At 59.0% G+C, this 21,680-nt stretch carries 19 protein-coding genes and 1 pseudogene; 12 read left to right on the top strand and 8 right to left on the bottom strand.

The window, feature by feature from the left end:
* From ACQ4W0_RS07490 to ACQ4W0_RS07450, 9 genes and pseudogenes are all read left to right on the top strand, one after another.
* Window positions 1-945: a UDP-glucose 4-epimerase family protein gene (locus ACQ4W0_RS07490; protein ID WP_436576281.1), complete on the top strand. Its 945-nt coding sequence runs from the start codon at window positions 1-3 to the stop codon at window positions 943-945.
* Complete coding sequence (locus ACQ4W0_RS07485; protein ID WP_436576174.1) at window positions 946-1,506, top strand: sugar transferase; 561 nt, start codon at window positions 946-948, stop codon at window positions 1,504-1,506.
* A 40-nt stretch (window positions 1,507-1,546) separates the two neighbouring features.
* Window positions 1,547-3,460: a polysaccharide biosynthesis protein gene (locus ACQ4W0_RS07480; RefSeq protein WP_436576173.1), complete on the top strand. Its 1,914-nt coding sequence runs from the start codon at window positions 1,547-1,549 to the stop codon at window positions 3,458-3,460.
* 184 nt (window positions 3,461-3,644) lie between these two features.
* Window positions 3,645-4,775 carry a lipopolysaccharide biosynthesis protein gene (locus ACQ4W0_RS07475; protein ID WP_436576172.1) on the top strand — a complete coding sequence of 377 codons (1,131 nt, stop codon included), beginning with the start codon at window positions 3,645-3,647 and terminating at the stop codon, window positions 4,773-4,775.
* 136 nt (window positions 4,776-4,911) lie between these two features.
* Window positions 4,912-5,754: a GNAT family N-acetyltransferase gene (locus ACQ4W0_RS07470; protein ID WP_436576171.1), complete on the top strand. Its 843-nt coding sequence runs from the start codon at window positions 4,912-4,914 to the stop codon at window positions 5,752-5,754.
* Window positions 5,755-5,975: 221 nt separating this feature from the next.
* Window positions 5,976-6,839 (top strand): annotated as a pseudogene (locus tag ACQ4W0_RS07465) (MBOAT family O-acyltransferase).
* Window positions 6,746-7,366, top strand: coding sequence for an MBOAT family O-acyltransferase (locus ACQ4W0_RS07460; RefSeq protein ID WP_436576285.1), 621 nt, complete (start codon window positions 6,746-6,748; stop codon window positions 7,364-7,366). The pseudogene ACQ4W0_RS07465 and the gene ACQ4W0_RS07460 overlap by 94 nt, the downstream one beginning before the upstream one ends.
* 11 nt (window positions 7,367-7,377) lie before the next feature.
* Complete coding sequence (locus ACQ4W0_RS07455; protein ID WP_436576170.1) at window positions 7,378-7,716, top strand: hypothetical protein; 339 nt, start codon at window positions 7,378-7,380, stop codon at window positions 7,714-7,716.
* Between the two features lie 6 nt (window positions 7,717-7,722).
* Window positions 7,723-8,898, top strand: coding sequence for an alginate O-acetyltransferase AlgX-related protein (locus ACQ4W0_RS07450; protein WP_436576280.1), 1,176 nt, complete (start codon window positions 7,723-7,725; stop codon window positions 8,896-8,898).
* Here the strand turns inward: ACQ4W0_RS07450 and ACQ4W0_RS07445 are convergent.
* From ACQ4W0_RS07445 to ACQ4W0_RS07430, 4 genes are all read right to left on the bottom strand, one after another.
* The gene (locus ACQ4W0_RS07445) at window positions 8,895-10,205 is read right to left on the bottom strand and encodes a hypothetical protein (RefSeq protein WP_436576169.1); all 1,311 of its coding nucleotides are present in this window, start codon (window positions 10,203-10,205) and stop codon (window positions 8,895-8,897) included. The genes ACQ4W0_RS07450 and ACQ4W0_RS07445 overlap by 4 nt on opposite strands.
* Before the next feature lie 61 nt (window positions 10,206-10,266).
* A complete protein-coding gene (locus ACQ4W0_RS07440; RefSeq protein WP_436576168.1) occupies window positions 10,267-10,605 on the bottom strand; it encodes a DMT family transporter in 339 nt (112 codons plus the stop codon).
* 115 nt (window positions 10,606-10,720) lie between these two features.
* Window positions 10,721-11,695, bottom strand: coding sequence for a glycosyltransferase family 2 protein (locus tag ACQ4W0_RS07435; RefSeq protein WP_436576167.1), 975 nt, complete (start codon window positions 11,693-11,695; stop codon window positions 10,721-10,723).
* A gap of 151 nt (window positions 11,696-11,846) precedes the next feature.
* Window positions 11,847-12,740 carry a sulfurtransferase gene (locus ACQ4W0_RS07430; protein ID WP_436576166.1) on the bottom strand — a complete coding sequence of 298 codons (894 nt, stop codon included), beginning with the start codon at window positions 12,738-12,740 and terminating at the stop codon, window positions 11,847-11,849.
* Between the two features lie 137 nt (window positions 12,741-12,877).
* Here ACQ4W0_RS07430 and dnaE point away from each other — a divergent pair, with 137 nt between their 5' ends.
* Window positions 12,878-16,426 (top strand): DNA polymerase III subunit alpha, encoded by a 3,549-nt coding sequence (gene dnaE / locus ACQ4W0_RS07425; RefSeq protein ID WP_436576165.1) that lies wholly within the window; start codon window positions 12,878-12,880, stop codon window positions 16,424-16,426.
* 65 nt (window positions 16,427-16,491) lie between these two features.
* Here dnaE and ACQ4W0_RS07420 read toward each other — a convergent pair whose 3' ends face one another.
* The 4 genes from ACQ4W0_RS07420 to ACQ4W0_RS07405 all read right to left on the bottom strand — a co-directional run bounded on the left by ACQ4W0_RS07420 (window position 16,492) and on the right by ACQ4W0_RS07405 (window position 19,415).
* Entirely contained in the window at window positions 16,492-16,722 is a 231-nt protein-coding gene (locus tag ACQ4W0_RS07420; RefSeq protein ID WP_436576164.1) for a DUF6139 family protein, read from the bottom strand.
* 178 nt (window positions 16,723-16,900) lie between these two features.
* Window positions 16,901-17,899 (bottom strand): VirK/YbjX family protein, encoded by a 999-nt coding sequence (locus tag ACQ4W0_RS07415; protein ID WP_436576163.1) that lies wholly within the window; start codon window positions 17,897-17,899, stop codon window positions 16,901-16,903.
* A 46-nt stretch (window positions 17,900-17,945) separates the two neighbouring features.
* Window positions 17,946-18,533, bottom strand: a complete 588-nt coding sequence (locus ACQ4W0_RS07410; RefSeq protein ID WP_436576162.1) for a universal stress protein — start codon at window positions 18,531-18,533, stop codon at window positions 17,946-17,948.
* A gap of 60 nt (window positions 18,534-18,593) precedes the next feature.
* A complete protein-coding gene (locus tag ACQ4W0_RS07405) occupies window positions 18,594-19,415 on the bottom strand; it encodes a MipA/OmpV family protein (RefSeq protein WP_436576161.1) in 822 nt (273 codons plus the stop codon).
* A gap of 157 nt (window positions 19,416-19,572) precedes the next feature.
* Between ACQ4W0_RS07405 and ACQ4W0_RS07400 the strand changes: the two genes are divergently transcribed.
* On the top strand, window positions 19,573-20,259 hold the full coding sequence (locus ACQ4W0_RS07400; protein WP_436576160.1) for a response regulator: 687 nt from the start codon (window positions 19,573-19,575) through the stop codon (window positions 20,257-20,259).
* Window positions 20,256-21,644 (top strand): ATP-binding protein, encoded by a 1,389-nt coding sequence (locus ACQ4W0_RS07395; protein ID WP_436576159.1) that lies wholly within the window; start codon window positions 20,256-20,258, stop codon window positions 21,642-21,644. The genes ACQ4W0_RS07400 and ACQ4W0_RS07395 overlap by 4 nt, the downstream gene beginning before the upstream one ends.
* Window positions 21,645-21,680: the final 36 nt, after the last annotated feature.

The raw sequence follows: 21,680 nt of genomic DNA, 5'->3' as shown, positions 1-21,680 counted from the left end.
ATTGTGGTGTTATTGACTGGAGCGACCGGATTTGTCGGCGCCGCATTGATTGAACGGCTGGCTCGCATGGGCGATGGACGCATTCGTGCCTGCACGCGCGATGCCGGTGCCGTGTTTCCTGATACGGTGGAAACGTTTGTCATTGACGATCTGTCCAGCCAGACATGCTGGGATCATGCTTTCGACTCGGTAAATGTCGTCGTGCATGCTGCGGCGCGCGTGCATGTGATGAACGAGACGGCGGCCGATCCGCTGCAGGAATTTCGTCGTGTAAATGTCGATGGCACCCTGCACCTGGCACGTTGCGCCGCCCGCGCGGGGGTACGGCGTTTTGTGTTTATCAGTTCCATCAAGGTGAATGGCGAAGCGACGCTGCCTGGACAGGCCTTCTCTGAAAGCGATGTTCCGGCACCGTCGGATCCGTATGGTATTTCCAAGCTGGAAGCCGAGCAGGGATTGTTTGCGCTGGCCCAGGAAACCGGCATGCAGGTGGTGGTGATACGGCCGCCGCTGGTGTATGGGCCTGGCGTCGGGGCCAATTTCCTCAGCATGATGCGCTGGCTGCGGCGCGGCGTGCCGCTGCCGCTGGGAGCGATCAAGAATCGGCGCAGTCTGGTCGCGCTGGGCAATTTGGCTGACCTGGTAGTCGTATGCGCGGAACACCCGGCAGCGGCCAATCAGGTCTGGCTGGCGGCCGATGGCGAAGACTTGTCGACGAGTCAGCTGCTGCGCCGTATGGGCCAGGCGCTGGGCAAGCCCGCGCGGCTGCTGCCGGTGCCGGCATGGATGTTGTACGCGGCATGCGCCGTGATCGGCAAGCGCGGCTTCGCGCAGCGCTTGTGCGGGTCTTTACAGGTGGATATTTCAAAGGCGCGACAGCTGCTCGGCTGGGTGCCGCCGTTGAGTGTGGATGAAGGTTTGCGTCGTGCGGCGCGGGGGAATTAAATGAAACGTTTGTTTGATGTAAGTGTTTCCTTGCTGGCCATTGCCGTGCTCTCCATACCGTTGCTGGTGGTGGCCGTACTGGTCAAATTGACCTCGCCCGGGCCCATCGTCTATTGGTCCGACCGGGTGGGGCGTCATAACCGTATTTTCCGGATGCCAAAATTTCGCACCATGCGTGTCGATACCCCGGCGGTCGCCACCCATTTGCTGGCCGATCCCAAGCGCTTCCTGACGCCGGTCGGCCCGTTCCTGCGTAAATCCAGCCTGGATGAGTTGCCGCAGCTGTGGAGCATCCTTGTCGGCGACATGAGTTTTGTCGGCCCGCGTCCCGCCCTGTTCAATCAGGATGACTTGATTGCCTTGCGTGCCGAGTATGGCGTAGACCAGGTATTGCCTGGCTTGACTGGCTGGGCGCAAATCAACGGCCGCGATGAATTGCCGATACCGGACAAGGTTCGCCTGGATGCCGAATATCTGCAGCGCCAGTCGTTTTTTCTCGACTTGAAAATTATCTTCCTGACCTTCCTGAAAGTGGTGCGTCGCGATGGCATCACGCATTGATGCCCAGGTTGCGCTTGCATATTGAGATTGGTAAGAATTGATGACTCCTTTATCGAATTTCCCGCGCTTGCAAAAGCAGCTGATTGCCGCATCTGCGGACATGTTCTTTTTGCCGCTGACATTTTGCGTGGCGATACTGCTGCGCTTTGACGGTGTCAGCCTCGCCGCATTCCGCCCGTACTTCTGGCTGATTATCCTGGCGCCACTGATCTCCATTCCGATCTTTATCAAGCTGGGACTGTATCGTGCGGTGATCCGTTTTATCGACTACAAGATAGTCTACGTGGTGGTGCTGGGCGTGACGCTGTCGGTGGCGGTCATGCTGGCCTTTGCGGCCTTCTCGACGCACATGATCGGCTTGTCGCGCGGTGTCTTTGGCATTTACTGGGTCAGTGCGATCATGTATGTGACGGCCAGCCGTTTCATGGCGCGCGGCTATTTCGCGCGGGTATCGGGCGTGACCGGTGGCATTCCTGTCGCCATTTATGGCGCCGGTGCTTCTGGCAGCCAGTTGGCACAGACGCTGAGCTATGGCACGGAGTACCGCCCGGTGGCGCTGATCGATGAGAAAAAAGAGTTGCACGGCGCAATCATCGCCGGCATTCGCGTGTATGCCCCCGAAGACTTGCCGGAGCTTGTGGTGGACAAGGGCATCACCAAGATCCTGGTGGCCCTGCCATCGTTGTCGCGTGCGCAGCAGCGCCGTATTCTCGACAAGCTGGAGCCCCTGAAGATCAAGACGCTGGTGACCCCGCCGATCAAGAGCCTGATCAGCGGTCTGGTTCGCTTGCAGGACTTGCGCGAGATCGAGATCGAAGATTTGCTCGGCCGTGACGCAGTCGAGCCTGACCATGACTTGATGGCCATGTGTATCACCGGAAAGACCGTCATGGTCACTGGCGCTGGCGGTTCCATCGGTTCCGAATTGTGCCGCCAGATTCTGCGGCAGCGGCCTGCACGCCTGATTCTGCTCGAGATGTCGGAATTTGCCCTGTATACCATCGAACAGGAATTGCAGGGCTTGCGCAAGGCGCAGCATAGCGAACTTGAGCTGTTGCCATTCCTGGGCTCCGTCCTGGAAACGGAGAAATGCGAAAAGATTCTGCGCACGTTCAAGGTGGAAACGGTATATCACGCAGCCGCATACAAGCATGTGCCGTTGGTGGAACACAACCCGATCGAGGGAATACGCAACAATGCCTTGGGGACGCTGAGCATGGCACGGGCGGCCATCGCCGCCGGTGTGAAACGCTTTGTGCTGATTTCCACCGACAAGGCCGTGCGGCCAACCAATGTCATGGGTTCGACCAAGCGTCTGGCGGAATTGATCTTGCAGGCCTTTTCACGCGAACAGGACAAGACGCGTTTCTGCATGGTGCGCTTCGGTAATGTCCTGGGCTCATCCGGTTCGGTCGTCCCCTTGTTCCGCAAACAGATCATGGCAGGCGGACCCATCACCATTACCCATCCGGAAATCACGCGTTACTTCATGACCATTCCAGAAGCCGCACAACTGGTTCTGCAAGCGGGTGCCATGGGCGAAGGGGGCGACGTCTTCGTGCTGGACATGGGCGATCCGGTGAAGATCGTCGATCTGGCCAAGCGCATGGTGCATCTGAGCGGCCTGGAAGTGCGCAGCGAACAGACGCCGAATGGCACCATTGACATCCATCATGTGGGCTTGCGTCCCGGCGAAAAATTGTATGAAGAACTGCTGATCGGCGATAACGTTGAAGGCACCGATCATCCCCTGATCATGCGTGCCCAGGAAGCCGAATTGCCCTGGCCGCAGCTGGAGTTGTTGCTCGATGACTTGACGCAAGCATGCGCACGGTTTGATCATGAAGCCGTACGCGCCTTGCTGCTGCAGGCGGTAACGGAATATGCACCTCAGTGCGGTATTGAAGATTTGATCTGGTGCGCCCGTGGCGATGCCGCGTCGTTGCAGCCTTGAATAATCAGGTACAGCCTGCGCACCTCTTGCCTTGCGGTACCACTGGATTAATATATTTACTTTCTAAAGAAGAAACATGGAAAATTTGAATCAGTTTGACAAGCACAATGGCGAGAACGTTGTCAATTATGTCAAAGCCTTGCGTGACGCGCGCAAGTGGATTGGCGCCGCCACGATAGCGGTAATGGCCATTGCCGTGTCCGGCGCCTTGTATCTGGGGCAGTATCGCAGTGAAGGCTTCTTGCAGTTTGGCGGTCCGATTCCCTTGCCATTGGAGACGCTGGACAAGGATAAGGATGCGAAAAAGGACAAGGACAAGGAAGGTAATCCGGGTATCGTATTGGCTGATTACAAACGCTACGCCGCCGCCTTCAGTACCAGCGAGCGCTTTGACGCTTTTGTGCAGGCGAACAAGCTGCAGGCAGTCGACGGCATCGGGGGACTGCGCAAGGCCATGGCCAGCGGTGACGGATTCAACAAGATGGTGGAGCCGATTTTCCCCTTCACCAAGATGGACGCCAAGGAGCTGATGGAGCAGCCCAAGGACGGCGGCAATAATGTGATTGGTTTGCGTATTTCCTATGCAGCAGGCAATGCCGAGAGTGCCCAGCGCATGGTGGGCTTGCTGGGGCGCTATACCATCGATAGCATCATCTATTCCAATTATTCTGATGTGCTGCGTTTCAAGCACATTGAATTATCGGCCAAGATCACCAAGCTTGATAACGACATCATCAGCATGAATGAGCGGCTGGAGATGTATCAGCGCAAGGGCGTTGTGCTCAAGAAGATCGTGAACAATTATCCGGAAGCGGCGAACAAGTCGGCAACCTCGGTGATTTCAGTGACGGAAGACAGTGCCCGTTATTTGTCGCCCATTACCCATCTGATGTCCGGCGAAGTGGAAGCCTTGAGCACCAGCGAAACCATCATCCGCCTCAAGCGCGAGCAGGCACAGAGTATTCTGTTGCGCGAGTACTACGACCAGGCCAAGAGCCTGCTGGACACCAACCAATCGGGCGAAGCGCTGCTGCGCGGCCTCGAAGCGGTGAAGGAAGGCGTCTTCAAAACCAAAAACCTGAACGATGAAGTGGTCAAGGAAGTTTATAATATGATCACGATTGATAACCAGCGCTCCATCAATTTGTATCTGGAAAAGAGCCGTTTCATCGCTGGACCTACCTTGCCCGAGAAACGCAATATCCGCATGTCCGCGGTATTGCTGCTCAGTCTGCTATTCGGCTTCTTCATGTCCTCGGCGATCGTGTTGCTGCGTAAATGGTGGGCGATGAATATGGATGGCGCCCGTCCTTGAGTGGAACAGGGCAGTCGCGAGGTGCCTGGAAGCTGTTTTGGCCGATGCACGCATCGCTGATGGCACCTGCTGGATGCGCCGCCGCGAATGCCATCTGTTGCTTCTTCTCACTGTTCATGTTGGAGCGGATTAACTCATGGAATCGTCGAAAATGGTTCATGCAGAGGGCGTGACAATCACACTCTCCACGGTGGCATCCGAGGCCTTGAAAGCATTGTTTTGGGACGTTTTTTTCCAAAGCAAAAACCGTGGTGTGACGCTGCAGCGTCATTTCCCCTGGCTGTCGGCGGCGTCGAATGCCGTGATTTTTGCCGAAGCGCGCATCGGCACGGTGACCGTCGGCGGATTGGTGTTGCGGGAAAAGCAGTATCAGCTGGGTGAGTGCACGCTACGTATCGCGATGATCGGCCTCGTCTGCGTGGCACAACGGGAACGCGGCAAGGGTATCGCCAACAGCATGCTGGAAGCCATTATTGCCCATGCGAGAGAACAACAGTTCGATTACCTGACGCTGTGGACCAGCCAGTATTCGGTGTACGAAAAGCATGGCTTCCAGGTGGCTGACCGCTGGATGTATGGCTGGGTCAGGGACGTAGAGGGCAACGATCAGCAGTCATTCGAGCCCGATGGCAAACTTGTGCTCGACACCAGCTTGCCCTTGCCGCCGTTTGCGCGCGCCGTCTATTGCTATCGCGATCCAGTGTGCTCGATGGTCGTGCTGGAGGATGCCCATGGCGCCATTGTCACGGCATACGACGGTTTGCCTGCTGCGGCCGCCTCGGCGATGGTGCGCCATCTACCCTCTTGCTGGCGCCTGAACGTGCTTGCGCAGGATGCGATATTGCATGCATTGCAGCGCCATGGAAAGACGCTCGAGCTGGCCCCCGTTCGGCTCCAGATGTGGCTCCCACTGCGTGATGTCCTGCCCTTGGAGCAGCTACTCGATCACGTGACGTTCCCGGTGCTGGATAGAATTTGACGCAATCCTGCTGCTCGACAATACTTGCAAGCTTTTGTTTTTAAGTCAGCATATTGGCATGTGTTTTATTCTGGTCACGATGACGCGAATGATCGACAAGTGCGTGGAAAACGCCGAAAGAAAAGGTTGTACCGATAATTTTTAGTTCCGCTCAGTTCATTCTGTTATTCCTGCCTGTCTCGTTCTTTGGCTATTTTTTCCTTAACCGGATACGGCTTGTCGTGCTGGGTAAAGCATGGCTGGTGGCGGTCAGCCTGTTCTTTTACGCCTACTGGAATCCTGCCTACATTCATCTGTTGCTGGGCTCGATTCTGTTCAATTTCTTGATCGGTAACCACTTGGCTTCGGATTTCCGTTCGCGGCATTTCCCTTTGTCGCGCCGCAGCGTCCTGACGCTGAGCATAGGCTTGAATCTCGCCTTGCTCGGCTACTTCAAGTGTACGAATTTTTTGGTAGACAATATCCATGCCGTGTCCGGCGCCGCCTATGTGGTGCCGCAGATCTTGCTGCCATTGGGGATCAGTTTTTTTACGTTTACACAAATTGCCTATCTGGTCGACAGCTATCGTGGCGAGGCCAAGGAATATGACTTCCTCAACTATGCGCTGTTCGTCACCTTCTTCCCGCACTTGATCGCTGGTCCGATTCTTCATCACCACGAGATGATGTCGCAGTTCAAGTCGCACCGCAATTTGTCCATCCGTCATCGTAATATCCTGCTTGGACTGTTCATTTTCAGTATTGGCCTGTTCAAGAAAGCCGTGATCGCCGACACCTTTGCCATCTGTGCCAACGCGGGTTTCGATGGCGCTGCGCCACTGGATTTTTTCATTGCCTGACTGACCAGCCTGTCGTATACCTTCCAGCTGTATTTTGATTTCAGCGGCTATTGCGACATGGCGATCGGGGCGTCGCTGCTGTTCAACATCTGGTTGCCGATCAATTTCAATTCGCCATATAAGGCGCTCGATATTCAGGATTTCTGGCGCCGTTGGCACATGACGCTGAGCCGTTATTTGCGCGACTACCTGTACATCCCACTCGGCGGCAATCGCTGTTCGCCTGGACGTGTCTATTCAATTTGATGGCCACTTTTGTCCTGGGTGGCCTATGGCATGGTGCCAGCTGGATGTTCATTATCTGGGGCGCGCTGCACGGCGGCGCACTGGTGTTGCACCGCTTCTGGAGCGGCAGGGGCTGGCGCATGCCAAAGCCGCTGGCCTGGCTGATGACTTTTATATTTATTAATGTCACGTGGGTCTTCTTCCGCGCCAAGGACATGGACGATGCACGTCGCATCCTGGGCGGCATGCTCGATTTCGTATCGATTCAGCAGCTACCGCTGGTCGCGATCCCCAGCAACCAGTTGGCCTGGGGCGGCTGGCTGACCGACTATCTGCTGCGCTGGTTGCCTACCGGATTGGCGGCGAACTTCCTGTGCTTCTGCGCAGTCGTGGTGGCCTTTGTGATTGTCAGACAAAAGAATTCCTTCGACTTGATGCAGAGCGGCTTGAGCCGGGCAAAAATGACCGGTGCCCTGTTGCTGTTTTGCTTTGCAATGTACTCCGTGCTGGTGACAACGACGTCCGTCTTCCTTTACTTCAATTTCTAAGCGGTATCATCATGAAAAAAAGGATTCTTACCTTTATCGGCCTGGCATTGCTGGCCTTGTCGCTGGTACCCCTGATTAACCTAAGCTTGGGCAAGGTGCAAAAAAAAACGGGCGAAGCCTGGTGGCACCGTGCCGTGCTGTACAACCTTGATTTTGCCTTGCCTTACTGGAGCCGGGTACTGTATGGCTTTGGTATTTCCACCAGCCCCAGCCAGGTGACGATAGGTCGTGATGGCTGGTTGTATCTGGGGGACCAATATGAACAGACGCTGACGGTGACCCGGCGCGGCAGCACACCTGCCGATGTCGAAGCGGCGAGGAAAATTGCGCTGGCCACCGCGGGCTGGTAGCAATAGCTGGCATCGCAAGGCGTGCAGGCTTTCCACATCGTCCTGGGGCCGAACAAGGATAGCGTGTATGGCGACATGGCACCTGGCTGGGCGCAAGCGCTCAAGCCATCGGCTACTGATACCCTCATCGCTGGCATGAAGCCAGGACAGTATGTCGATGTGCGGCCTGCCATGCTGAAATCCAGGACAGAATTTTCGCAAACCCTTTACTACAAGACCGACACCCATTGGAACCGGCTTGGTGGATGGATTGCCATGCGAGCGCTCGGTGACGAGCTGGCACGCACGGCGCCGGGACTGCATACGCTCTCCGCAAAACAGGTGCGCCCCGGTACGGCTGGCCAGCGCAACGGCGGCGATCTGGCCAACTTCCTCAAGTTGAGCGAGACCTTGCATGACAGCGAGATTCCTGTCGAGATTGATATTGAGCGTCCAGTGGAGACGGCGAAATATGACTTTGATACGGGCCGTCTACTGGAATCGGGCGGGAATCCGGAAGTGGGCGCGCCGCGCACGCCGGTGCTTGTCAAATCACCCAATGCGCTGAATCGAAAGAAAGTGCTGTGGCTGCGCGATTCTTTCGGTACTGCCATGTCGCCCTATATGGCAGCGACGTTCAGTGAAACCTTGCAGATTCATTATGGGGTGCCCGATGTCGCCATGGTGGTGAAGCTGGTGCAGAAGTATCAGCCCGACTATGTGTTTTTCACCGTTGTCGAGCGTGATGCGAGAGCACCCCGCTTCGAACAGGCGCCGCCCCTGCATGTGACGGCCAGGCCGGCGAATTTCGTGGCCATGGTGCGCGGCACGGAGTCTTCGGCAAATGACCTGGCAGCAGTGCCTGCTTCCCGGGCTTACCGGGTCACCGGTGGCGATGCTTTCCTTACTTTCAAGCTCGCACCGGCAGTGCGCGCCGCCGAGGCGTCCAGAGTGACGTTTAACCTGGGCTGCGACGACAAGTCCGTGGCGGTGCCGGTACAACTGTTCTGGCGCGCTGCGGACGGCCATCCGAGCGAAGCGCTCAGCGTACGTTTCATGGCTACGCCTGGCAGCAATTCCATCGATCTGGCAACGCTGCCGGCATGGCAGCCAACGGCCACGATCGCCGGCGTGCGTATTGACCTCGATTCTCCCGACGCTTGCTCGATGCTGACGATTGATGCGGTGGAGCTTGGCCGCTAGCTTTTGGCCAGGCCAGCACGTGCGCTGGCGCGCCCCGCCAGCCAGATGATGATGGACAGGCTGGTGGCGATGATGCACCAGTAGATATAGCGGAAATCGGCTGACGGTACGCTCGCCAGGTAGCCCAGGAAGTAGCCGAGCGCAGAGGCGTTCAATGCCAGTATCTGGGTTTTTTCCAGCGATGGCCGCATGCGCCAGCCAAGCACCATCATGGCGATGGCCAGCAGCAGCCAGGAATACGGCTTGAAGAGTTCTGCGAACGGCGTGACCTGGCTGCCTTCGACATAGGCTTGCATCAGGTGCGCCAGTTTCGGATTGTCCAGTTTGATTCCCAATTCATTGTCCAGGATGCCTGGGTGCCAGGCATAGTAGGGTTCCAGCGTGGGCGAGCGCAGGAAATACAGGAATGCTCCGCCCTTGATCTGCAGATACGGCAGCGGATGCTCGAAGATGGTCTTTTTCCATAAGGCGTGGGCCTCCGTATGCGGCATGCCGGCAAACAGGCTGCCGCTTGGGTCGTAACCTTTGCGTACAAAGCACATCGCCCGTTCATATTGAATAGGCATGGGTGAGCAGGCGGCATTGTCTTCAGGCTTTACCCAGGGAATCAAGTTTTCGCCCGTCATGAAGGCGATCCTGGCCACTTCATCCCCCATCGTTAATGTTTCAAAGTGTTTTCTTTCCGCATGCAGGACGTTGTAGCTGAGAAATGACGTTGCCAGGGGCAGGGTGGCCGACAGCAGCATGCTCAAGATCGCCATTTGCACGATGGATCGTGTCGGCCAGAAGTGGCGCAGTGCACAGTAGATGAGGGGCACGATGGCCAGGATGGCATTGTGCCTGACGGCGGAGGCATAGAAAATGAAAGGGATGGCCAGGACGGCGACTCGCCAGTTCTTCGTCCTTGTATACAGCAGTCCCGTCGAGACGAACAGGGCGAAGGCCATGCCCACGTCTTTCCACAGTACACCGGCAAAATTGACGACCCATGGCAGCAAACACATGGCGGGAATCAGCAGGGCCCAGCCACGATGTGCCATATTGCCGTGCCAGATCAGGATGCCTGCTGCCAATAAGGCGAGGTGCAGCATCAGCAGGCTTTGCGGGCCGGAAACCAGATACAGGCACAGATGCCACACATAGGACATGATGGCGGGATTGCTATCCGTATAGTACTGATTCAGGGCCGTCTTGTATTGCACCATGGAATCATATGACATGAAGCCAGGAGCAAAGCAGAACCAGATGACAGTCAGGACGATGGCTGTCAGGGCAATGGACAGGGGAGTGAAAACCTGATTTTTCATGGGTAACTTCAAATTCGAGCAAGAGAATGAACCAGCACCGTGGGTGGCGGCGATAGGGTGCTTATGCCTTGGTGGCAACAAGGATGCCGATAATGATCAGCGCGACACCGATTATGTATTGGGTCTGGAAACGTTCACCAAAGAGAAAATGGCTGCCGATTGGCACCAGCACGAAGGCCAGCGCCATCAGCGGATAAATTCGGCCCAGTTCGACACGCTGCAGTACCCAGACCCAGGCCAGCGTTGTCAGCCCATAGAGGAAAATTGCCGCCGACAGTGCAGTCAGGGTTTTGACGGAAAAAAAGCTGCCGCTTTGCAGCAATCCATTCGCACTGATTTTAAACAGGATTTGTCCGGCTGCAATGCCAAGCACGCATAACAGGGCCACGATGTAAGTCATTCATTTATCTCCATAGAGTTGCTGGGGCGCGCTGCCCCGTGCGCCGTATCCAGCGCACGGGCACGGTCTTCTGCCATTGCCTGCGGTGTGTCTGTCAGGCGATGCAATCGAGCCTTCACTTCATGCCACGCCGAATGCGATGGAAAGGTTTTTTAGGGATCGAGCTGATATCGTGTCCGAGAAAGGCCAGTATTAATTGCAGGCCGACAATCACCGGCAAGCCTGACAGCATGACTGTCCCTGCCGAGGCGGGCATAGCGTCATGGACGGAATGCAGCCATTGCGTCGCACCAAACACGCATCCGAAGGCAACCATCAGAACCCCGATGGGCAGTTCAATGGAGGCAATGGACAGGTCCCGCAAATAATAGTTGTAGAAAATGCGTTTGAAGAAATTGCGCAGATGTTTGGCAAAAAATTCCAGCACCACCTGAGAAATCTTCAGATTGCTGACCTCATCGCCATATTTTGCATCCATGGGGATATCTGCGACGACGGCGCGCAAGGTATTGAGGCGAAACAAGATATCGGTTTCAAAAAAATAGCGGCGGCTGATTTTTTGCATGGGCAGGTGGCGCACCACCTCGCAGTGGATAGCGGTGTAGCCGTTGGTCGGATCGAAGATGTCCCAATAGCCGGAAGAGATCTTGCTCATGAACGACAGGATCGCGTTGCCAAAAAGACGCGCCTTGGGCATGCTGCGCACGCTTTCCAGGTCGTAGAAGCGGTTACCCTTGGTGTAGTCGGCTTCGCCAGCAACAATGGGCGCGATAAAGTCGGGAATGCATGCGGGATCCATCTGGCCATCGCCATCGACCTTGACGATGATATCCATGCCGTCGTCCAGTGCGGCGCGGTAGCCTGTCATGACTGCGCCGCCGACGCCCTGGTTTTCGGCATGGCGCAACACGACCACGCGCTTGTCGCTGCAGTGCTCCTCGACCAGGTCGCCGGAACGGTCCGGGCAGCAATCGTCGACGACATAAATTCGGCTCACTTCGGCGCCAATCTGACTGATGACAGAAAGGATATGCCTATCGACCTTGTAACTGGGTATGACGACCGCAATGGCCAAGCCTTGTTTTGTCATCTTGTTATTGCTTGTCTTTACTATGCATGGTGGCGTTTCCCGGAATCGGGCAATAGCGTGAATTATGACATGCGCAGTTGGCGCGTCTCTGGCGCGCTGGCGGGGAATGGCGCTGTTGCGCGCCACCAGGCGCGCATGGGCAAGGCGGGGGCTAGTTCTTATTGCCGTAGCAATGCGGACAAGACACCTCGTACACGTATTCCGGCGCCAGCTGCTGGCGCGGGGTGACGACGGCGCGGCAGACGAAACATTGCACGGTTTCCGTCGGTTCCAGTTTCGGGTTCAGGGCCGTGCGGTAGTCGAACACGAAGCAGTCGCCCGTATAGTGTTCGCCGCCCACTTCTTCAAAATACTTCAGGATGCCGCCGTCGAGCTGGTACACGCTGTCGTAGCCGATTTCCTTCATGTGGATGGCGGCCTTTTCGCAGCGGATGCCGCCCGTGCAGAAGGTGACGACGGTCTTGCCTTCAAGCTCGTCCTTGTGCGCGGCGGCGACGGCAGGGAATTCTGTAAACTTGTCGATACGGTAATCGAGCGTGTTGTTGAACGTGCCCACGTCCACTTCAAAGGCATTGCGCGTTTCCATCATGACCACGGGTTTGCCCGCGTCGTCGACGCCGGCGTCGAGCCAGCGCTTGAGCGTATGCGCGTCGACGGAAGGGGCGCGGCCCAGTTCCGGCTTGATCAGCGGCATGCGCATGGTGATGATTTCTTTTTTCAGCTTGACCAGCATGCGCTTGTGCGATTGCTCGTTCGACAAGCTTTCCTTCCATTCCAGATCGGCCAGACGCTCGTCGCTGCGGACCCACGCGAGGAAGGTATCGATATGTTCGCGTGTGCCCGACAGGAATATATTGATGCCTTCCGGCGTCAGCAGGATCGTGCCCTTCAGTGCCAGCGCCAGGCATTGCTCCTGATACAAGGGACGCATGGCTTCCGTATCGGCTAGCGTAATGAATTTATACGCGGCGATATTGACAAAGGTGGCGGCCAGCGGGCTGACGGCGGCGGAAACGGCGGGTGTTGCTGGGGTGATGGCTTGCATGATGGCGATCGGCTTAGACTGAACAGCCGATATTATAAGCCCGACAGGCCTGGCAGGATACCCGGTCCGCACCCGCGACGCGGTAGAATAGACCCCATTGAATTTTGCACGAAACGGTACACAGGATGGAAATGGTAATGCAAGAGGCCGGTGCTCCGGCAGGTTCACCGCAAGCGATGCAGCAAGCCCCGCAAGGCCCGGCATTCGTCCACTTGCGCGTGCACTCGGAGTATTCGATCGTCGATGGCCTGGTGCGCATCGACGACGTGGTCAAGGCGGCGGCGAAGGACAAGCAGGTGGCGCTGGCCGTCACGGACTTGTCGAACCTGTTTGGCATGGTCAAGTTCTACAAGGAAGCGCGCGGCAAGGGCATCAAGCCCATCGTCGGCGTCGACGTGTGGATCACGAATGACGACAACCGCGAAAAGCCGTCGCGTTTGCTGTTGCTGGCGAAGAACCGCATGGGCTATCTGCAACTGTGCGAACTGCTGTCGATGGCCTGGCTGACCAACCAGTACAAGGGACGCGCCGAACTGCGCATCGAGTGGCTGCAGGCGCTGGCGACGAATACCTATGAGCTGTACCCGGGCGAAAGCGCAGCGAATGGCTTGATCGTCCTGTCCGGCGCGCATTTCGGCGATGTCGGCATCGCTATCGAGAATGGCAACCTGGCCCTGGCCGAGCGCAACGCGCAGCGCTGGGCCGAGATTTTCCCCGGGCATTTTTATGTCGAGATCCAGCGCGGCGGCCAGGCCAACCAGGAAGCGCAGGTACGTCATGCGGTGGCCCTGGCGGCCAAGCTGGGCTTGCCTGTTGTTGCCACGCATCCCGTGCAATTCATTTCCCCTGAAGAATTTATTGCTCACGAAGCCCGCACCTGCATCGCCGAAGGCGAAATGCTGGCCAACGCCAAGCGGGTGAAACGTTTCAATGACAGCCAGCGCTTCCTGTCGCAGGCGGACATGGCGGAACTGTTCGCCGACTTGCCCGCCGCGCTGGCCAATTCCGTGGAAATCGCCAAGCGCTGCAATTTGACGTTAGTCCTGGGCAAGCCGCAACTGCCGAACTTCCCCACGCCGCCCGGCATGACGATCGACCAGTTCCTCGTCGCCGAATCGCAGGCCGGCCTGGAAAAACGTTTATTACAGCTGTATCCCGATCCCGAGCGCCGTGAAAAGGAGCGCCCGCGCTACGAGTCGCGCTTGAAATTCGAGACGGATACGATTTGCAACATGAAATTTCCCGGCTACTTCCTCATCGTTGCCGAGTTTATCCAGTGGGCCAAGGAAAACGGCGTGCCCGTCGGCCCGGGCCGCGGTTCGGGTGCCGGTTCGCTGGTGGCGTATTCGCTGCTGATTACCGATCTGGACCCACTGCAATACAACCTGCTGTTCGAGCGCTTTCTGAATCCCGAACGCGTCTCGATGCCCGACTTCGATATCGACTTTTGCCAGGAAGGGCGTGACCGCGTCATTCAGCACGTCAAGGATCTGTACGGCAAGGAGGCGGTCTCGCAGATCGCCACCTTCGGTACCATGGCGGCCAAGGGCGCGATCCGCGACGTGGGCCGCGTGATGGACTTCGGCTACAACTTCTGCGACGGTATTTCCAAGCTGATCCCGTTCAAGCCGGGCAAGCCCGTGTCGATCGCCGACGCCATCGAGGAAGAGCCGTTGCTCAAGGAGCGCCTGGAAAACGAGGAAGAGGTCAAGCAGCTGCTGGAGCTGGCGCAGCAAGTGGAAGGCATCACGCGCAATATCGGCATGCACGCGGGGGGCGTGCTGATCGCCCCGGGCAAGCTGACGGATTTCTGCCCGCTGTACACGCAGGGCGGCGACTCGGGCGTCGTGTCGCAGTACGACAAGGATGACGTGGAAGCCGTTGGCCTGGTGAAGTTCGACTTTTTGGGCTTGACCACGCTGACGATTCTCGACCGCGCCGTGCGCTACATCAAGCAGCTCGATCCTGCGCAGGCGAACTTTGACCTGGCCACCTTGCCGCTGAACGACAAGCCGTCCTACGACCTGTTGACCAAAGCCAAGACTGTGGCCGTGTTCCAGCTCGAGTCGCGCGGCATGCAGGGCATGCTGAAAGACGCGCGCCCCGACCGTTTCGAAGACATTATCGCGCTCGTGGCCTTGTACCGTCCGGGCCCGATGGACCTGATTCCCGACTTCTGCAAGCGCAAGCACGGTGAGCGTTTCGATTATCCCGATCCGCGCACGGAAGCGATTCTGTCCGAAACCTACGGCATCATGGTGTATCAGGAGCAAGTGATGCAGATGGCGCAGATCGTCGGCGGCTACTCGCTGGGCGGCGCCGACATGCTGCGCCGCGCCATGGGCAAGAAGAAGGCCGAAGAGATGGCCGAGCACCGCGAGATCTTCCGCGCCGGTGCGGCCAAGGACGGCTTGACGGCGGCCAAGGCCGACGAGATCTTTGACTTGATGGAGAAGTTCGCCGGTTACGGTTTCAACAAATCGCACGCCGCCGCCTACGCCCTGCTGTCGTACCACACGGCGTATTTGAAGGCGCACCACACGGCCGCCTTCATGGCCGCCAACTTGTCGCTGGCCATGGACGACACGGACAAGATCAAGATCCTGGTGGAAGACTCGCTGGAAATCTGCAAGCTGACCTTGTTGCCGCCGGATATCAACGAATCGGACTACCGCTTCACGCCGAGCGGCGCAGCGCCGTCCGTGAGCGGCAAGAAAGTCACGCAGATCCGTTACGGCCTGGGCGCCGTGAAGGGCTCGGGCCAGAACGCCATCGAAGCGATCATTGCCGCGCGCGAGGCCGGTGGCCCCTTTACCAGCCTGTTCGACTTCTGCAAGCGCGTGGATAAAAAGCAAATCAACCGCCGCACCATCGAGTCCCTGATACGCAGCGGTGCCTTTGACTGCCTGAAGGTCGACCGCGCCATCCTGCTCGCGTCCGTGGCGTTCGCCATGGAATGCGCCGACCAGGCCGCCAAGGCGGCCAACCAGGTGAGCCTGTTCGGCGGCGACGACAGCGACATGGTGGCGCCGCCCGAGTACGTCAAGGTGCCCGTGTGGACCGATAAGCAGCGCCTGACGGAAGAAAAGATCGCGCTGGGCTTCTACCTGTCCGGCCATTTGTTCGATTCGTATGCGCCCGAGGCGCGCCGTTTTGCGCGCACGAAACTGTCCGAATTGTCGCCATCGCGCGAACCGCGCATGATGGCCGGCGTCATCACGGGCTTGCGCACGCAGATGACGCAGCGCGGCAAGATTCTCATCGTCACTCTGGACGACAAGAGCGGCACGGTGGAAGTGACGGTGTATGGCGAATTGTTCGACGCCAACAGGAAGATCTTCAAGGAAGATGAATTCCTCGCCGTTGTGGGCAAGGTATCGGAAGACCGCTTTTCGGGCGGCTTGCGCATCACGGCCGAGAGCGCCTTCGATATCATCGCCGCGCGCGTGCAGTATGGCCGCCAGTTGGGCCTGACGTTGCCGGCGACCCTGGACGCCAAGCGCATCCGTGACGTGCTCATGCCGCACCGGGCCGAGACGGGCTTGCCGATCGCTGCGCGGGTCAGCCCGCAAGGCGTCAGTTGCGTGCTGCAGTTTGGGGATGAGTGGAAAGTGGCGCCATCGGATGAATTGCAGACGGCACTGGAGCAAATGCTGGGTGCGCAAGAGGTGGCGGTCGAATACTGACCGGCAGCAGCGCAGACAATACGCCAAAGCCAAACCGGATGCGAATCGGGTTTGGCTTTTGACGTTTACATGTCTTTCAGGCCCGTGATCGCATAGCCTTTGGCGGCGATCTGCTGGTGCGGCTGTTCGATATGGTAGTCGGGCAAGGCCTGGGCATCGTCGGCCACTTCGCTGGCGCGTACTTCGACTTGCCAGTCGGTATTGGTAACTTCTTCAGGAATGATCTTTCCTTCCGGCACGGCGAGGTAGGAAAAAATGCCGTCGTGCTCGGCCCGGCGGTAGATGTCTACGCGCATGAATGCCTCCTAGTAAACGTTGGGGGAACCGGTGCACCGTAATGCATACCGATAGCGCTAGCGTAACAGGATTGTGCCGCGCACGGGTTGTAGCGTGTGGTGCAAGAGGGAAGGCGGAGTGGCTAGTGATGGAGAGCAACGACGCGGGGGCGGGGCATCGTGTGGGGGCCAGGGCCGATCAGGCGGCAGCGGAAACGTAGTCGTCGTCGTCGAGGCCGGCTGATTGCCGTACATCGTTGGCGGCTGCCGCAGCGCCTGCCGTGGCGACCTGCACCGTGCTGCGATGGGCGTCGAGACCGCTACGCAGGCTGGCGATCATGGCCAGTGTCAGTTCGTGGCGTTTGCGTGCTTCCGAGCGTTTTTTTGAAGGAATTTCTTCCAGTGCCGGCAAGGGCAGGTTTTCGCACGTTAACTCAAAATCGCCATCCTGGCGCGCTTGCGCGCCCAGTTCTTGCCATAACGTATTGTAGTCGGCGAACAAACGGCCTTTCTTGGCGGAGTGGTGCACGGCGCGGTTGATATTGCCGACAAGTAGCATCTTGCGGCAGCCGTGTTCGTGTCCCAACTGGCGTACCAGGCGCACCATCAGCGTCTTGGGACGCATGCCGTGCAGGTCGCGCGTTGCCTCGCGCACGCGGTGCGCGCTTTCCTGGCCCTTCGGGCCTTGCAGGCAGCCGATGCGCATGCCCAGGGTGGCGCGCAACTGGCTGCCGAAGAAGGAAAAGGCGATCGAATACAGCACGTCGTCGTCATGCATCAGTTGCAGCACCATCTCGCCTTCGCGGTCCATCGGGTGCAGCGAACACAGTTGCAGGTGGTAGGGCCTGCCCGACTTGCCCGGCACCGTGCCGAGGCGCACGGGACCGCGGGCCGCTTGGCTCATCAGCTTGCCCCAGCCTTGCTGCAAGATGAAGTGGTAGTGCTCGATCAGCAATTCCACGCGCTGGCGGCAATTCAGCGTAAGCGTCACATAAGGGCGGTAGACCTTGTGGATCATGTGCGGATAGGCTTGTATCAGCTCATGAAAAACCGGATGCGAGTTCAGCAGTTGTAGCCAGAGGCGGGTTTGGCGCTGTTGCACGCTGGCGCGCAGATGCAGTTTGAACATTTCGCGCCAGCGGCGCATGCCGTTCGGCATCGCCATCAAGCCGTCAGACAGGGTAATAGTTGGCATCATCGTGCGCATGTCCATGATAAAGAGAGAATGTCCAAGCCGTGTTGGCTCAGACGGGTACCGGGCTGCTGACGCCCTCGTGGTTTGCCAGCAAGATGGTGGTGCAGCGGGTGCCACGCGCCAGCCGAGCGGCCAGCCCGCCCGAAAAATGGCGGGGCCAGCCGCTATGCCTGTGCGCGGGCAAGATCACTTCATGGCAACCCAGCAGTTCAGCCGTGTCGAGTATCGTGAACAGCAGCTCGCCGGCAAAAATATGGGTGCTGAAGGCGAGATGAGAACGGCTCAGGTAGAGTCCCGCCTCGTGTATCATCTGTTGCGTAGCCAGGTCCAGCACATGGCAGTCGCTGGCGCTATGCTGCGGCAAGCCATCGGCCTGGTAAGGCAGCGCCGGTGTCACGTGCAGCAGGCTGACGCGAACCTTGATGCCCCATTCCTGCAAGCGCCTGGCGTAGCGCGCACCGTAGATGATGTCGCTGGCGCGCTTGACGGGCAAGAGCAGCAGCAGGGTATCCTGCTCCGGCTTGCCGCCCGCGTCTTCGCCCTCGGCGCTGTCGTGGGCGCGGTAGGGTTGCGGGGCAAGGCGCGATGCATGCATGGAAGGGATGGTCTGGTCGGAAAACCATATCATCTTATCCATGCCCTCACGCCCTGTAAATTGGCGAAACAGCGTACGGGTTTCCCTTATTTTGCCCCTGTTTTAATAGCGGTAGGTGACATACACGGCGCCGATCGGGGATGTCTTGCGCTGCACGATGGGGCTCTTGGCCGCGTCGCCCATGCGGTGCTCGACGCCGACCAGGGTATTGATACCCCAGCGTGCATCGAAGCGGTGCTCCCAGTTGATGGTGGCCTGCGCTTCATAAAAACCGCCCTTGGGCGTGTATTGTTTGAACGAAGTATTCGCGGCCTGGGTGGCCGTCACGCCATACATGGTCTGCACGTACTTGCGCTCGCCCCAGCCCAGCTGGCCGCCGATGCTCACGCTGTCTTGCTGCGCCCCCTTGGCATCGGCGCGGCCGTAGATCTGGCCTGTCGCGCCGAAATGCACGTTCGCGCCATTTTCGCGATTCGACAGGGGAATGTCGCTCGACACGCTCAGCGACAGGCCCGGCAATGGCGAATAGCCCGCGCTCAGCAGGGCGCTGGCGTTGCCCTTGACTTCACCCATGCCTTTCAGGTAATCGCTTCCGCCGAAACCGTTAACACCCGTGCGCTTGTGGTCTTCGCGATTGCCGCGGTAGCCCAGTGCGGCGCTATAGCTGAGGGGGCCGGCCTGGCCGCCATAGCCGATACCGCGCGAAGTGCTGATGAACAGGCCGTTAGCCATGGCGTAGTCGAGGATGATCAGGGGCGCGGCCGACAGCTTGTCGGAACCGGAATAGCTGGACACGGCGGCGACGCCGCCGCCGATGGTGAAGACATTTTCCGGAGCTGGTTCGGCTGCCGCGGCGGCCAGGGGGTTCAGGCTCAGGCCGCAGGCCAGTGCCAACGAGGTCAACAGGGTTGTAGATGCGTGCATGGAGTGTTCCGTCAGGTGGAGAACCGAGTCCGGAGTGGCTCGATTGACAGACGACAGTATCTGTCCGTGCCATGAAGGAAAAATGAGCCTTTTATTAAGATTGCATGAAGAACGCGTCTTTACCCATTCTTCAGCTTGCGGTGGTTTAATACTCACCATGAAGATACTGCTGATTGAAGACGATATGGACCTGGGCAATGGCGTGCGGATTGCCTTGCGCGACCAGGGCATGCAAGTGGTCTGGGTGCGCAGCCTGGAGGATGCGGCGCGCAGCATCGAGCACGATAGTTGCGAGCTGGTGCTGCTGGATCTGGGCTTGCCGGACGGCGATGGCCTCGATTTGCTGGCCCGGCTGCGCGCGGCCCGCTTGCCGGTGCTGATCCTCAGCGCCCGCGACACGCTGGAACAGCGCTTGCGGGGCCTGGACGGCGGCGCCGACGATTACCTGGTGAAGCCATTTGTGCTGGCCGAGCTGCTGTCGCGCGTGCGTGCCCTGGCGCGCCGCAGCTATGGCTTCGATGGCGACACCATCGAGTTGCGCGGCCTGCTGCTGCAGGTGCCCACGCGCCGCGTCAGCGTGCACGGCCGGCCGGTGGAGCTCACCGCCAGTGAATATGCCTTGCTGAAGACCTTGCTGATGCGCGCCAACCGCGTCATCACGCGCCGCGTGCTGGAGGAACATATCCTGCCCGGCGGGCTGGCCAATGCCAGCAATACCCTGGATGTGCATATGGGTAACCTGCGCCGCAAGATAGGGGAAGGCTATATCCGTACCGTGCGCGGCGTTGGCTATGTCATCGACCAGCAAAGCGAGACATCCACCCCGCCGGGGGCCGGCGCATGATGGGGCGGTTCTGGGCCATGCTGCGCCGGCCTACCCTGGTGCGCCGCCTGATGATCGCGCAAATGCTGATGCTGACCGTGCTGTGGAGCCTGGCGGTCGCGTATGTGCTGATCGAGGGCACGGGCGAAGCGAGCAATGTCAGCCGCGGCGTTTTGCACGCCATTATCAGCGTGGCCGATAACCTGGCCGAGCAGCCGCAGCGACAGGAGCAAAGTTTGCGTGCGATCGATGAAGCCTTGCGCGAAGAGTTTGAAATGGGGAAAGTGCCGGAGCTGGCGCCGCGCATCCTGGTCTGGCGCGAGGGCACGCTGGTCTACAAGTCCCCCGCAGCGCCCAGCGGTATCCGCAGCGCCGGCCCCGAGCAGATGGAAGTGATCTACATCAAGGGACAGGCCTGGCGCAGCCGCAGCCTGACCGAGGGGGACACGCGCGTGACGGTGCTGGAGGTGGGCGGCCCCTGGCAGTTTTTCATCACAATCAATTCACATGGCTATTACCTGCTGCCGCTGCTGATCAGCCTGCCGTTCTTGCTGGTGCCGGCCTGGCTGTCGATCCGCCTTGCAATGCGCCCCTGGCGCAAGGTGGCGCAGGAGGTGGCGGCGCGCGGGCCGCAGGATTTGCGTCCGCTGGCGTTCAAGCCGCCGCATGGCGAACTGGCGGGACTGGTCGATAATATCAACGCCCTGCTGCAGCGGGTCGATGCCAGTGCCGCGCGTGAGCGCAGCTTCATCGCCGACGCCACGCATGAGCTGCGCACGCCGCTGGCGGCCATGCGCGTGAATGTCGAGGCCTTGCAGGGCCAGGCGCATGACGCACGCCAGCAAGAGTTGCTGGATGGCATCTTGAACAGTGGCAACCGTGCCGCGCGCCTGGTGGGCCAGCTGCTGCAGCTGACGCGCAGCGAAGTGCAGGCCGGTGCTGGCGAGCTGCCGCGGCGGCAGGCGCTCGATACCTTGCTGCAAGACCGGCTGGCGGCACTGTCCGGCCTGGCTCAGGCGGGGGATATCGAGCTCGAGTTGCAAGCCAGCGTCTCGCTCAGCGTGCCCGGACAGCGGGAGAGCCTGGTTTCGCTGATCGACAACCTGGTGGAAAACGCCATCAAGTACAGCCCGCGCGGCAGCAGCGTGACGGTGTCGCTGCATGCTGAACGGGGCCAGGCCGTGTTGCATGTGGCCGATCAGGGGCCGGGCATCGCGCCGGCGCTGTATGCGCGCGTGTTCGACCGCTTTTTCCGCGCGCCGCAGCAGCCGCAGCCGGGCAGTGGCCTGGGCTTGTCCATCGTCGCTTCCGTCGTGCGCCAGCATGGCGGCACGATTCAGTTGCATAGCGGCAATGGCGGCCTGGGCTTGCTGGTGGAGGTGCGCTTGCCGTTGGCCGAGGCCTGACTGCGCAGGCGTGTCCTGCGATATTGCATGGAAATT

Origin of the sequence: Janthinobacterium breve, from assembly GCF_051380895.1 — a bacterium.
In the GTDB taxonomy this organism is placed as follows: Bacteria; Pseudomonadota; Gammaproteobacteria; order Burkholderiales; family Burkholderiaceae_D; genus Janthinobacterium.
Note: the sequence above shows the minus strand (reverse complement) of the source record. Positions and strands in the feature narration are given on the sequence as shown.